Origin of the sequence: Thioalkalivibrio sp. AKL8 (genome assembly GCF_000380525.1) — a bacterium.
GTDB lineage: Bacteria > Pseudomonadota > Gammaproteobacteria > Ectothiorhodospirales > Ectothiorhodospiraceae > Thioalkalivibrio > Thioalkalivibrio versutus.
The window spans coordinates 146,947-159,173 of the sequence record NZ_AQYF01000009.1; the positions used below are offsets into that span (position 1 = coordinate 146,947).

The 12,227-nt window shown below is 65.0% G+C and carries 13 protein-coding genes; 8 read left to right on the forward strand and 5 right to left on the reverse strand.

Annotated features, from left to right (window positions below; translation table 11 throughout):
• Positions 1 to 83: 83 nt before the first annotated feature.
• Genes G335_RS0110060 through G335_RS0110075 form a run of 4 tightly spaced genes read left to right on the forward strand, consistent with a single transcriptional unit; the run spans position 84 to position 2,803 of the window.
• The gene (locus tag G335_RS0110060; RefSeq protein WP_018176665.1) at positions 84 to 554 is read left to right on the forward strand and encodes an ArsI/CadI family heavy metal resistance metalloenzyme; all 471 of its coding nucleotides are present in this window, start codon (positions 84 to 86) and stop codon (positions 552 to 554) included.
• A 30-nt stretch (positions 555 to 584) separates the two neighbouring features.
• Positions 585 to 1,676 carry an ACR3 family arsenite efflux transporter gene (gene arsB, locus G335_RS0110065; RefSeq protein WP_018176666.1) on the forward strand — a complete coding sequence of 364 codons (1,092 nt, stop codon included), beginning with the start codon at positions 585 to 587 and terminating at the stop codon, positions 1,674 to 1,676.
• Complete coding sequence (locus G335_RS0110070) at positions 1,673 to 1,966, forward strand: CC/Se motif family (seleno)protein (RefSeq protein ID WP_018169936.1); 294 nt, start codon at positions 1,673 to 1,675, stop codon at positions 1,964 to 1,966. Before arsB ends, G335_RS0110070 begins: the two co-directional genes overlap by 4 nt.
• Before the next feature lie 15 nt (positions 1,967 to 1,981).
• Positions 1,982 to 2,803, forward strand: a complete 822-nt coding sequence (locus G335_RS0110075; RefSeq protein WP_018169935.1) for a universal stress protein — start codon at positions 1,982 to 1,984, stop codon at positions 2,801 to 2,803.
• Positions 2,804 to 2,834: 31 nt separating this feature from the next.
• On the opposite strand, the gene G335_RS0110080 is transcribed toward G335_RS0110075, so the two are convergent.
• From G335_RS0110080 to G335_RS0110090, 3 genes are all read right to left on the reverse strand, one after another.
• The gene (locus G335_RS0110080) at positions 2,835 to 3,566 is read right to left on the reverse strand and encodes a glycosyltransferase (RefSeq protein WP_018176667.1); all 732 of its coding nucleotides are present in this window, start codon (positions 3,564 to 3,566) and stop codon (positions 2,835 to 2,837) included.
• Between the two features lie 5 nt (positions 3,567 to 3,571).
• Entirely contained in the window at positions 3,572 to 3,892 is a 321-nt protein-coding gene (locus G335_RS0110085) for a rhodanese-like domain-containing protein (protein WP_018176668.1), read from the reverse strand.
• 324 nt (positions 3,893 to 4,216) lie between these two features.
• A complete protein-coding gene (locus G335_RS0110090) occupies positions 4,217 to 4,870 on the reverse strand; it encodes a Crp/Fnr family transcriptional regulator (RefSeq protein WP_018176669.1) in 654 nt (217 codons plus the stop codon).
• A 684-nt stretch (positions 4,871 to 5,554) separates the two neighbouring features.
• Between G335_RS0110090 and G335_RS0110095 the strand changes: the two genes are divergently transcribed.
• From G335_RS0110095 to G335_RS0110115, 4 genes are all read left to right on the forward strand, one after another.
• Positions 5,555 to 6,595, forward strand: a complete 1,041-nt coding sequence (locus G335_RS0110095) for a fatty acid desaturase (RefSeq protein WP_018176670.1) — start codon at positions 5,555 to 5,557, stop codon at positions 6,593 to 6,595.
• 737 nt (positions 6,596 to 7,332) lie between these two features.
• Entirely contained in the window at positions 7,333 to 7,509 is a 177-nt protein-coding gene (locus tag G335_RS0110105; RefSeq protein WP_018176672.1) for a CsbD family protein, read from the forward strand.
• A 136-nt stretch (positions 7,510 to 7,645) separates the two neighbouring features.
• Entirely contained in the window at positions 7,646 to 8,254 is a 609-nt protein-coding gene (locus tag G335_RS0110110; protein ID WP_018176673.1) for a PAS domain S-box protein, read from the forward strand.
• 22 nt (positions 8,255 to 8,276) lie between these two features.
• Positions 8,277 to 10,823: a chemotaxis protein CheB gene (locus G335_RS0110115; protein ID WP_018176674.1), complete on the forward strand. Its 2,547-nt coding sequence runs from the start codon at positions 8,277 to 8,279 to the stop codon at positions 10,821 to 10,823.
• Between the two features lie 419 nt (positions 10,824 to 11,242).
• Here the strand turns inward: G335_RS0110115 and G335_RS0110120 are convergent, their stop codons facing one another.
• Together G335_RS0110120 and G335_RS14000 are read right to left on the reverse strand one after the other, a co-directional pair.
• Complete coding sequence (locus G335_RS0110120; protein ID WP_018169928.1) at positions 11,243 to 11,557, reverse strand: BON domain-containing protein; 315 nt, start codon at positions 11,555 to 11,557, stop codon at positions 11,243 to 11,245.
• Positions 11,558 to 11,669: 112 nt separating this feature from the next.
• On the reverse strand, positions 11,670 to 11,828 hold the full coding sequence (locus tag G335_RS14000; RefSeq protein ID WP_018145506.1) for a DUF3309 family protein: 159 nt from the start codon (positions 11,826 to 11,828) through the stop codon (positions 11,670 to 11,672).
• Positions 11,829 to 12,227: the final 399 nt, after the last annotated feature.

Below are 12,227 nucleotides of genomic sequence, written 5' to 3' on the forward strand. Positions count from 1 at the left end.
CCGAGCCGGACCGGGTTCACCCGGGATGGCCCGTGGGACCCCGGGCCGATCCGCGAAATGTAGGGAATCAAGGAGTCTGATCCATGAAGCGCATGCACCTGCACGTTTCCGTGCCGGAACTGGAACCGGCGATCCGCTTTTACTCGCAGCTGTTCGCGGCCCAGCCGAGCGTGGTCAAGGGCGACTACGCGAAATGGATGCTGGAGGACCCGCGGGTGAATTTCGCGGTGTCGGCCCGCGGTGCGCCGGTGGGCCTGAACCACCTCGGCATCCAGGCCGAAGAGGCGGCCGAGCTCGAGGAGCTGGGCCAGCGTCTGGACGCCATCGACGCGGACGTGCGCGAGGAGATGGGCACGCATTGCTGCTACGCGCAATCCGACAAGTACTGGACCACCGATCCGGCCGGGATCGCGTGGGAGAGTTATCACACGCTCGGGAGCATCCCGATGTTCGGCGCACAGGATGAAGGGACCGGTGACTGCTGTGTACCGGAAGGGACATCAAGCGTCTCGTGCGGGCCAGCTAGTGACAATGAAGCCAAGGGTTGTTGCTGACGCGTTACCTGGGCAGATACGGAGGAAGCAATGACCGACCGGAACGCCTCCGTCGAGGAGATCTCGACGAAGGAAGGCATGGGCATCTTCGAGCGCTACCTGAGCGTGTGGGTGGCGCTGTGCATCGTGGCGGGCGTCGCCCTGGGGCAGTTCCTGCCGGTGGTGCCGGAGACCCTGTCGCAGTGGGAGTACGCCCAGGTCTCCATCCCGGTGGCCATCCTGATCTGGGCGATGATCTACCCGATGATGGTGCAGATCGACTTCTCCGCGATCCTCGGCGTGCGCCGGGAGCCGAAGGGCCTGGCCATCACCACCTCGGTGAACTGGCTGATCAAGCCGTTCACCATGTTCGCGATCGCCTGGTTCTTCTTCATGGTGGTGTATGCCGCCTGGATCCCGGAAGACCTCGGGCGTGAATACCTGGCCGGGGCGATCCTGCTGGGCGCGGCGCCGTGTACCGCGATGGTGTTCGTCTGGAGCTACCTGACCCGCGGCGACGCCGCCTACACGCTGGTACAGGTGGCGGTGAACGACATCATCATGCTGTTCGCCTTTGCCCCCATCGTGGTGCTCCTGCTGGGTGTGTCGAACATCCACGTGCCCTGGGACACGGTCGCGCTGTCGGTGCTGCTGTACATCGTCATTCCGTTCGTCGCCGGCTACCTGACGCGCATCTGGCTGATCCGCAAGAAGGGCATCGAGTGGTTCGACAACGTGTTCATGAAGCGTCTGGGCCCGGTCACGCCGATCGGCCTGCTGGTGACGCTGGTCCTGCTGTTCGCCTTCCAAGGCGAGCGCATCCTGGAGAACCCGGGGCATATCGTGCTGATCGCGATTCCGCTGATCATCCAGACCTTCCTGGTGTTCTACATCGCCTATTACTGGGCCAAGGCGTGGCGCGTGCGGCATGCGGTGGCCGCGCCCGGCGCGATGATCGGCGCGAGCAACTTCTTCGAGCTGGCGGTGGCCGCGGCGATCGCGATGTTCGGCCTGCAGTCGGGTGCGGCGTTGGTGACCGTGGTGGGTGTGCTGGTCGAGGTGCCGCTGATGCTGGCGCTGGTGCGCATCGCCAATCGCACCCGCCACTGGTTCCCGGCGGACACCGAGGGGAAACCGGCATGACCACGGTTACCCTGACCGATGCGGCACGCGACTGGCTGGCCGGGCAGGGCGGCGAGGTGACGCTGCGGTTGTCTACGCGCCACGGCTGCTGTGGCGGCCAGGCCGCGGTGCCGGTGGCCGAACCGGGCGCACCGCGTAATGCGGACGGTTATACCGTCCGGGAGATTGATGGCGTCCGGGTCTTCGTCGCCGATGATCTCGGTGCGGGTCCCTATCGTATTGATGGGGAGGGCCTGTTTCGCTGGCGCCGGCTGGTGGTGGAAGGCGAAATGGGCCAAAGCCAAAACTAAAGGCTGGAGAGCGCGATGTTCGAACATATTCTGGTTGCAGTGGACTTCTCGCCCGCCTCGGCCCGTCTGGAGGGCCAGCTAGAACGCCTGCGAGCGCTGGGCTGCCGCAGGCTGACCCTGGTCCACGTGCTGGTCGGGGGGTACACCCAGGCCCCCGAGCTGGGGCATGGCCCGTATTACGAAGAGCGCCTGGAGGAAATGGCCGCCCGGCTTCGTGAGCGAGGTTTCGAGATCGATACGGCCGTCTGCGCGGGCGCCGTGGCCTCCGAACTGGAGCGCGTGGCCCGAGAGCGTGGTGCCGGCGTGATCCTGGCCGGCAGCCATGGTCACAGCTCGCTGCGCGATATCTTGCTCGGTAGCACGGTGCTGGATCTGGCGCGCCGCGCCCGGCGCCCGCTGCTGCTGGCACCCACCGGCGGCGATGTGGCACTGGCCGAGGCCCCGGTGTGTCGCCCTTTGCTGGCGACGGATGGCTCGAAGGCCGCAGCGGCTGCCGAGGAGGTCTTCCTCCAGGTCTTGCCTCAGTGTCGGCGCGGGGTGGTGGTGGCGGTCGGGCGTTGGGGCGATGATCCCGAACGCGTCGAGGAGCGCCGGACCATCGAGGCCCACGTCGAGGGGCTGGCGCAGCGGGCCGGTGAGCGCCCCTTCGACACCGTGCTCGTCGGCCAGGGCAAGCCCTCGGTCGTGATCGGTCGGGTGGCCGAGGAAAAGGCCGCGGATCTCGTGGTCATCGGCAAGCGCGGTCGCAACCCGGTCACGGACCTGCTGCTGGGCAGCACGGCCGAGGCGGTATGCCGCCAGGCCCGGCGCCTGACGCTGCTGGTGCCATCATCCTGAGAGGCCAAGTTCTGGAGTTCGATGTGTTTTGTTAATGCCGGCGTGGGCGGGTGTACCAGAACCAGCTGAGGCGGCGTGAGCGCAGGCTCCAGGGGAACAGCAGCACCTGCGTCACCACGAGGATGTGGCGGCCTGGATGGAACCAGTCCGCCTTGCGGCCGGAGGTCAGTACGGGTGTTTCCAGGATCTCGACGCGCTGGCCGTGCGCGCGGCCCCAGCGTCTCAGCGCGCGGGACAGGAACACCTCTTCCCCCGCGTACACGGCCTCGCTGAAGCCGCCCACCGCCGCGAAGGCCTCGCGGGTGCAGAAGACGTAGCAGCCAGCCGCCAGAACCAGGCGCGCGGAGAGGGTGTTCCACGCGGTGGCACCCCAGCGATAGATCCGGTGGCTGAGGTGGTCGAACGTGACCCGAGCGCCACCCCCACAAACCTCGCCGCTGTCCAGCGCGTCCAGTGTTGCCTGCAACAGGGCGCGGTCGGGCCAGGTGTCGGCATCGACGAACAGGAGGTAATCGCCGCAGGCTACGGCCGCGCCGGCATTGCGGGCGCGGCTGATGCGGCGCTCGGGTTCGAACACGACGCGGCATCCCGCGGCCTGGGCAATCTGTGGCGTGCGGTCGGTCGAGGCGTTATCGACCACGATGATCTCGCTGTTCCGGTCAATGCCGGACAGCGCTTCCTGCACCGCCGCCAGGGTGCGCGGCAGCCATTCGGCCTCGTTCCAGGCCGGGATGATGATCGACAGGGCCGGTCTGCGGGACACGCGGTTCAGTAGGTCGGCATGTGGGGGTCGACATCGCGCGCCCAGGCATCGACGCCGCCGGTCAGGTTGATCACGTGCTGGAACCCGGCCCGGTCCAGAAATCCGCAGACCTGCTGGCTGCGCACCCCGTGGTGGCAGATCACCACGATCTCGTCCTCGGCGTTCAGATCCTGATAGGCCGTCGGGATCTGGCCCATCGGGAGCAGTTGCGAGCCCCCGATGTGGCAGTGCTCGTATTCCCAGGGCTCGCGTACGTCCAGGAGCAGCGGCGGGTTCTCCGCCTGGGCGAGGTAGTCCTGTAGTTCTCGGGGAGACATCTGGCGCATGGGTCGATCCGTGCCTGAGTAAGCCCGTCACGCTAGGGTGCGGCGGGCCGGGGTGCAAGAAACACGATCCTTACCGCGTCGAGAGGGATCGACCGGCATGCTGTCGCGGAGGGAGACACCCATTCATGGGTGCGGCGGGTCGAGGTGCTCGGGATCGCATCGCCTGGTTTGCGGCAGGAGGGGTGGCTGGAGGTTGCGGCGGTTCTTGTATAACTGCGGCGATGGGGAGGCGTGCGAGAGCATGCGAATGGCACCCGGGCCCGCGACGTTCGTGGTGGATGGGCCTGGCCCCAGGCGCTTCATCCACGTCGATCCAGGGGGCTGTCAGCGAGACACGGCCAGGAGGCTCCCCGGCTGCAGATCAGGCGACGTTGACAGCAGACGATGGTATTCCGCCCGGACCGCCGTATAGCATTCACAGGCACACGCCTCCAGCCCGGGCCGGTCGAGCACGGTGATGTGCCCGCGGTGGTACTCGATCAGGCCCGCTTTTTGCAGTTTTCCGGCGGCGCAGGTGATGCCTTCCCGGCGCACGCCCAGGATATGCGCGATCAGTTCCTGGGTCATTTCGAGGGTGTTCGCGTGCAGACGGTCGAGATTCAGCAGCAGCCAGCGGGCGAGTTGCTGGTCCAGGGTGTGATGACGGTTGCATACCGCCGTTTGTGCCATCTGGGTCAGCAGCGCCTGGGTATAGCGCAACAGCAATTGCTGCATGTGACCGCCGTGGGTGAACTCCTCTTTCAGGACCTGGGCCTTTATCCGGAACCCGTGTCCGGCACTATGCACGACAGCGCGGCTGCATGTGCTTTCGCCGCCCATGAACAAGGAGACCCCGATCATGCCCTCGTATCCAACCACGGCGACTTCGGTTGTTGCACCATCCTGCATGACGTTGAGGAGGGACACGATGGCCGTGGTGGGGAAGTAGGCGTAGCGCATCGGGTGTCCGGGCTCGGCCAGGACTTCCCCCAGCGGCATGGGTACCGCCTCCATGTGCGGGGAAAGATGCGCGTAGTCCTCGAGCGGAAGTCCTGCGAGCAACTGGTTCGCGCGAAGTCTATCGGAGTACGGCATCCTGGCCCCCCTGCCCGAAGGTTGAATCAGCACATAAGCCCCCCCCGGTGGCCGCAAGCGCGCCGGCGTCCCAACGCTGGCTGAAGTGTTCATGGATTCGATCATTACCACGCCATGTTGGTTTAATAGCCTTACGGATGCTGGGCGTCAACGCTCTATTCACGTAAACGTGAACTCGAAAGGATTCTTTCGGGGGGCGTCCACTCGCATGCGTGTCGCCCCGGGCCACGCGGAGCCGAGACTGAACAGCGGGCAGATCGAGTAACACCCGGGTGCTACAGAGGTTTGGACGTTCCACGTTCAATGTGTGTGTCCAATTGGCGTGACCAGGGCGTCTGCACGGACTCGCGGAGGCGAACAGACGACAAGGTTCGCGGAGGGGCGGAGCGGAAGCTGCCATGGTTCCGCGGGCACAATGTGTGGGATCGAACATACGGTGAACGCGCCTGGCCCCAGTATAGGCTGGAAGTGTACGGCTTTCGGACCCGTTCCTAGTATCGAGACCGATAGCCCGGTGTTAGAAACCGGCTGGCCGGCGGTGGGTTGCGAACCCGGACGCTGGCGTCGAGCCAAGTACGGAGTCCCAGCATGGAGCCACAAGCAGCGGTCGTCGAACCCGCCGATGATCCCCGAGCGTTACAGCGCGCACTGTCCGCGTATCGTACGCCGCTTCTCGCGCGCAGCGGGTTTGAACTGGTCGTTACTGTGATCCCGTTCGGCCTTTTCTGGTTTCTGACCTGGGCCAGTGTGAGCGCCGGCTACTGGGTCGGCCTGGTGCTGGCCATTCCCGCTGCCGGGTTTCTCGTGCGGCTGTTCATGATCCAGCATGACTGCGGGCACGGGTCATTCTTCCCGTCCCGGCGCGCGAATGACTGGGTGGGACGGGTGCTGGGCATATTCACGCTCACGCCCTACGACTTCTGGCGTCACACGCACGCCCTCCATCATGCGCACTCCGGCAATCTGGATCGCGCGGACGAGGGGAGCATCGAAACCCTGAGTGTGCGTGAATTCCAGGCGCTGTCTCCCTCGCAACGCCTGCGTTACCGGCTGTACCGGCACCCGCTGATCCTGTTCGGGCTGGGTCCGGTGTACCTTTTCATGTTGAGCAACCGCCTACCCGTTGGGTTCCTGCGCGCGGGATGGATGCCCTGGCTGAGCACCATGGGTACCAATGTGGGCATTGCGCTGGTCGTCGTTGCGATGATGTGGCTGGTGGGTGCGGGCACCTTTCTCCTGGTGCATCTGCCGATCGCGGTTCTGGCGGGTTCGATCGGCGTCTGGCTGTTCTATGTCCAGCACCAGTTCGAGAATACGCGGTGGGCGCACGACGAGGCGTGGAGCTTCCAGGAAACGGCGCTCTACGGAAGTTCTTATTACGAGCTGCCTGCGGTGTTGCGCTGGATGACCGCGAATATCGGGGTACACCACGTCCACCATCTCGCCAGCCGCATTCCGTTCTACCGATTGCCCGAGGTGCTGGAAGACCATCCGCAGCTTCGCAAGATCAGCCGTGTCACGCTGAAGCAAAGCCTCCATTGCGCCCGGCTCGCCCTGTGGGACGAGGAACGGCAGCGTCTGGTGCCCTTCGAGCACGCAAGCACGGAGACGCCTCCGGTACGCGCGTAGGTATGGAGAGCGGGGTCTCCGGCAGGGCGCTCGACGGGTGCGTCGGCCACCGGTGCGCGACGTGCGAATGGAACAGGGTCTCCCTGGCGCGCAACCGGCCATGCCGGACAGGGTGCCCGGGCTGCACTCTGTCTGGCGGATGGGGGCCTGTGATCGCTCCCTGAATGGCCGGCGGGCTGCGCGGCACAGCCCGGAAAAGCCGCAGGCGGACCCTCCGCCGCGACGATGCGAGGCCTATCGGAGTCCGAAGAATCCCAGTATGAACAGGACGATAACGATGGCGCCGACGATGTAGATGATCTGGTTCATGAGCTTTTCCTTGGTTTGGACGGGTTCGGCGACAGGCTGTCCGAACCCGGTGATTCGCCTTTAAGCGTATGCGTGGCCGGATTGCCCGTCGGTGCGGCACCGCACAGGGAGTTTCGGGGCTCATTCGAGCTGCCAGTGCACCGCATTGGCGCCTGTGGCGCACAGACGCCCGCATGGCCGCATGCCGATCGGAGGGCGGGCGGGGCCGCGTCCCGCGGCCGGGTTTTGTTCGGCAGCAGACAGACGCTGGGCTTGGGGCCCGTGTAGCTTGGAGCTGGCGAAACCGCGGGAACGCGAGTGGTCGCTCGAGCACGCCGGAGACCGCCTCCGGGACGCGGGTCGGGTCCCATAAGTGAATGACGGATGGGCCGGGCGGCCATCCCGGACGTGACTCCTTTTTATCGACAACCGTTAATGGGAGAACAAGCATGAACAAGGACCAGATCAAGGGCCGCGTCGAAGAGGCGAAGGGCCAGGCAAAGCAGACGGCTGGAAAGGTCGTTGGCAACAAGGAACTGGAAGTGAAAGGGCGCGCTCAGAAGGCGGGTGGAAAGCTCCAGGCGGGATATGGCGACCTGAAGAAGGACATCAAGGATTCCACCTGACCCGGACTTCCCGCGGGTGACACCGGTCACCGGCTGCGATCGCGGTGCGTCCGCCGGGAAGCAGAACGGCCCGGCACCGGGCTATTATGCGCGCACCAGGGGCGGTGACCTCGGGATGGATTTGACTGGAGGACCGATGCGGAAGCTGAGCCCGGAGTTCGAGAGACAGTTGCAATTGCGCCATGAGGCCGAGTCCCGGCTTAAAGAGGGCTCGGCTCCGCCTACCGGTGGCTGGACGGTGGGCCCGGATTCGCTGACGCTCCTTTACCGCCTGGCAAGCGACCCCGATACCGCCGCGGATGCGCTCAGGCTGCTGAGTGAACTGCAGACCCACCAGGTCGAGCTGGATCTGCAGAATTTCCAGCTAAAGACCGATCAGGAGGAGCTGGACCAGGCCCTGGCTCGTTATCGAAGTCTCTATGAGTTTGCACCGGTGGGGTACCTGGTTGTCGGGCTCGATGGAAGAATCCGCGAAGGCAATCGCGCCGGCGCGGAGCTGCTCGGTACGGTACCGGATGGACTCGAGGGCGAGCCCCTGGCGTCGTGGTTCGCGCAGGGCAGCCAGTCGGCGATCCAGGGCGTGGTTGAAGCGTGCCGGGAAGGCGCCGGGGGTGTCTGCTGTTCGGTTGAATCCAGCAGCCGAGGGGGTGATGGCGCAGAACTTTTGCGAATCACCGCGAGCCTGGGCCCGGGGGGCGAGGATGTATTGCTGATCGTCTCGAGGTGCGAATCATCGCCGCGATGAGTCTGCCCGGGAGGCGCTGAGTATGGGTAACCATTCCCCTGTCGATGCTCCGGAGGCGGTGCGCATTATCGGTATCGGGGCATCGGCCGGCGGTCTGGTCGCGCTGGAGGAGTTTCTGCACCGCATACCACCGGACAGTGGCATCGCTTGTGTCGTGGTGCAGCATCTTGATCCCACCCAGAAGGGGCTGCTGCCCGAACTGCTGCAACGGGTCACCGCCATGCCGGTGCGTGCGGCCGAACAGGGCATGCGCGTCGAGCCCGGTCACGTGTATGTGATTCCGCCGAACACGGAACTCACCGTGGTCGGCACGACGCTGCATCTGGGCGCACCCGCGGAGCCACGGGGCATGCGCTTGCCAGTCAATATCCTTTTTTCGTCGCTGGCCGGTGGGCAAGGCGAACGCGCCATCGGTGTCGTGCTCTCCGGTATGGGCTCGGACGGAACGGCGGGCCTGGAGGCGATCAAGGCCGTGGGCGGCCTGACGGCGGTGCAAGACCCCGAATCGGCGCAGTTCGACTCGATGCCCCGAAGCGCGATCAATGCGGGGTGTGCCGATATCGTGGCGACGCCGAGCGAGCTGCCGGAACGGATCCTGGCCGTCGTGCGCGAGGCGAGCGCCGTTTCGGGCGAGGCGCTACCCTCGGACATCTCCACGCCTCTGGAACGGATCGTTGCCGCGTTGCAGCAGCGGATTCGCCATGACTTTTCGCTGTACAAGCCCAGCACGCTGCAGCGCCGGACGGAACGGCGCATGGCCATCCATGGCATCGCCTCGCTGGAGGAGTACGCAGCGTTCCTTGAACACAACGCGCAGGAAGCCGAACTGCTGTTCAAGGAACTGCTGATCGGCGTGACCAGTTTCTTCCGTGATCCCGCCGCCTGGGAGTATCTGGCGGATACGGTGCTGCCCGAGCTTCTGGAGCGCCAGAAGGGGACAGAGAAGCTTCGCGCCTGGGTGATTGGCTGTTCGACCGGCGAGGAGGCCTATTCGCTGGCCATGGTGTTCACCGAGGTCATGGAGCGATCGCCGCAGCCGCCTGCCGTCACGCTGCAGATCTTCGCGTCGGATTTGAGCCCGGACGGCATTGCGACCGCGCGCCGGGGCCGGTACCCACTCGCGATCGCGGACGATGTGTCGCCCGAACGGCTGGCGCGTTTCTTTACCGCCCATGAACACCACTATCAGGTCATACCGGGCATTCGGGACATGGTGCTGTTTTCCCAGCATGACGTGATCCTCGATCCGCCATTCACCAAGCTCGACCTGATTGCCTGCCGCAACCTGCTGATCTATTTTGGGCCGGTGTTGCAACGCAAGCTGCTGCCCCTGTTCCACTACAGTCTGCGCCCGGGTGGCGTACTGTTTCTGGGGACTTCCGAGACCGTCGGGCAATTCAACCATCTGTTCACGCCGATCGAGTCGCGGCTGCGGTTCTATCAGCGCCAGGATCACACCTACATGGGTGGGCGTGATTTCCTGCCTCATGCCTTCCCGCCCCTGTCCGGCCCGAGCAAGGAGCGTCCCGTGTCCCCATCCGAGGTTTCCTCCCAACCCACCGATGCGCTGCAGGCGGCGGCCGATCAGGTCCTGCTGCAGGTGTACGCGCCGGCCGCGGTCGTGCTCAATGCCGACGGGGATATCGTCTACGTCAGCGGCCATACCGGAAAGTACCTCGAGCCGGCCGCCGGCAAGGCCAACTGGAATATCTTCGCCATGGCGCGCGAAGGCCTGGGTGGACCTCTGGCCGGGGCGTTGAAAAAGGCCGCGAAGGCCGACTGCCCCGTGCACTTGCATAGCCTGGAGGTGCCCACGCACGCCGGAGTGCAGCGCGTCGATGTCACCGTGCATGCCTTTCATGACGCATCCCCCTTGCGGGGCATGACCATGATCGTATTCCGCGATCTGGCCCCGAGCACGGCCGGGCAGGGTGGGCGCAGGAACAAGGGCAAGGGGGCAATGCCGGCCGCGCATGCCGCCGAGCTGCAGCAATACCGCGCCGAGATCGAGGCCTTGCGCGAGGAGGCGCGCACGGCCCGGGAAGACTCGCAGGCTGCGACCGAGGAGCTGCAATCCGCCAACGAGGAACTGCAATCGTCCAACGAGGAGCTCAACAGCTCGAAGGAAGAGATGCAGTCCATGAACGAGGAACTGCAGACGATCAATGCCGAGCTGCAGGCCAAGCTGGACGATCTCGCGCTCGCGCAGAGCGACATGCAGAACGTGCTCAACAGCATCGATATCGCCATCCTGTTCCTGGATCAGAATCTGGATGTCCGGCGTTATACCGATCAGGCGGCCCGGGTCTTCCGACTCCGGGAGAGCGATGTCGGCCGGCCGCTGAGCGATCTGACCACCAGCCTGGAATACCCGGAACTGCATGACGATGCCCGCGATACCCTGCGCACCCTGGCCGTCTCGGAGAAACAGATCACGACCGACGACGGGCGCTGGTTCACGGTCCGCATCATGCCCTATCGGCGGGTGGACAACGTGATCGACGGGGTGGTGATCACCATGGTCGATATCACCGAGACCAAGAGGCTGGAAGCCGGGTTGCGGGACTAGGGAGACGCTGATCTATCGCACGCCCGCGTTGGTGCCCCCTGTTTGCCGAGACAACGCGCGTCGTGTAGCGGGTAGTGGTTCTACCCGCAAGCGGCGCAACGCAGGATCGGGGAACAGGGGGCGCCAACCCCACGAGCTATTGAGCGCAGGGGCTCGGCCGCCCGTTGTTGACAAAAACGGGCGTGGGAACGGCGTTGCGGTTCCCTTGTGCAGAATGACTGCACGGCAGTCACCGCGCCTTGTTCGCACGCAAAAGCGACTCGAGCGCGAACGTGTACATTAATCAGTGTTTCCCCAGGGCAAACCGATGACGGCCCGCCCCAATGGGCGGGCCGTCATGGAGCATGGACGAGTGGCGGCGCGTCACCGCGATCGCGGCCTCGGCAGGGTGGCCGAGCGTGCGTAGCGGGGTCCGACCGCTATTTGAGCTGCATGTCGTTTTCGACCGACCGTACGCCCTCGACGCCACGTGCGATCTCGACGGCCTTGTTGATGTCCTCCTGGGAACTGACGAAGCCGCTCAACTGCACGCGGCCCTCGTAGGTCTCGACGCTGACTTCGAAGCCGCTCAGGGATGGCTCGTTGAACAATGCCGCCTTCACCTTGGTGGTGATCACGCTGTCGTCGACGTACTCGCCGACAGTCTGTCGTTCATTCGATGCAGCGCAACCCGCGAGGAGCAGGGCCAGCAAAAGGGTCAGGAAGATCGGGGGTAAATATCGCAACTGTCTCATTTCTTGTTCTCCAGATGGGTATGGACCAAGTCACCGTGGACGGTGTCGGTCAGGTGCTGCCTTGGCTTCGGGGTGTCGGTGGCGGCATGTCCGTCGGCAGGAACGATGGGGACTAGATCCGGCCGGTGAGTAGCAGGATGAGAAGGATGATCAGCACCACGCCGATTACCCCGCCCGGGGCATAGCCCCAGTTCCGGCTGTGCGGCCACGTCGGGATCACGCCGATCAACAGCAGGACAAGGACGATGAGCAGAATGGTTCCCAGTGTCATGGCGTTTCCCTCAGTGTTGTGGGCCGTTTTGTGGCCGGGTCTTCTTGACCAGCACCTGTGAGAAAGTCTGGCGCGTGCCCGATGGGCTGTCTGTACGATCCCGCACACATCGCGGGTCTTTCCCGAAGCGAGAAAGGCCAGGCAGTAAGGCGGGGCCGGCGAGCAGGCGTGCGGGCTTGAGTTCACCCGGCGCGTGGGCCACCCAACCCGTGTGGACCAAGGGGCGGGTAGGCCTCGCCTGGGCCGGTGGGCGATCGGAGGGGCCGTGCACGGAAGGTGATTTTGTTCGGCGGCGAACAGAGTCGTCCCCGGGGGGATGGCATTCTTGTTCGGTAGCGTTTCCCTAAGTCGGGTCAGCCCGGGTAGCGGGCTGTCGGTTTTCTACTCGGGGGAGCCTGG

Bases quoted from the DNA above. Each gene is read 5' to 3' on its own strand.
- G335_RS0110060 (WP_018176665.1), top strand. From the start codon at position 84: ATGAAGCGCATGCACCTGCACGTTTCCGTGCCGGAACTGGAACCGGCG.
- arsB (WP_018176666.1), top strand. From the start codon at position 585: ATGACCGACCGGAACGCCTCCGTCGAGGAGATCTCGACGAAGGAAGGC.
- G335_RS0110070 (WP_018169936.1), top strand. From the start codon at position 1,673: ATGACCACGGTTACCCTGACCGATGCGGCACGCGACTGGCTGGCCGGG.
- G335_RS0110075 (WP_018169935.1), top strand. From the start codon at position 1,982: ATGTTCGAACATATTCTGGTTGCAGTGGACTTCTCGCCCGCCTCGGCC.
- G335_RS0110085 (WP_018176668.1), bottom strand. From the start codon at position 3,892: ATGCGCCAGATGTCTCCCCGAGAACTACAGGACTACCTCGCCCAGGCG.
- G335_RS0110090 (WP_018176669.1), bottom strand. From the start codon at position 4,870: ATGCCGCTGGGGGAAGTCCTGGCCGAGCCCGGACACCCGATGCGCTAC.
- G335_RS0110095 (WP_018176670.1), top strand. From the start codon at position 5,555: ATGGAGCCACAAGCAGCGGTCGTCGAACCCGCCGATGATCCCCGAGCG.
- G335_RS0110105 (WP_018176672.1), top strand. From the start codon at position 7,333: ATGAACAAGGACCAGATCAAGGGCCGCGTCGAAGAGGCGAAGGGCCAG.
- G335_RS0110110 (WP_018176673.1), top strand. From the start codon at position 7,646: ATGCGGAAGCTGAGCCCGGAGTTCGAGAGACAGTTGCAATTGCGCCAT.
- G335_RS0110115 (WP_018176674.1), top strand. From the start codon at position 8,277: ATGGGTAACCATTCCCCTGTCGATGCTCCGGAGGCGGTGCGCATTATC.
- G335_RS0110120 (WP_018169928.1), bottom strand. From the start codon at position 11,557: ATGAGACAGTTGCGATATTTACCCCCGATCTTCCTGACCCTTTTGCTG.
- G335_RS14000 (WP_018145506.1), bottom strand. From the start codon at position 11,828: ATGACACTGGGAACCATTCTGCTCATCGTCCTTGTCCTGCTGTTGATC.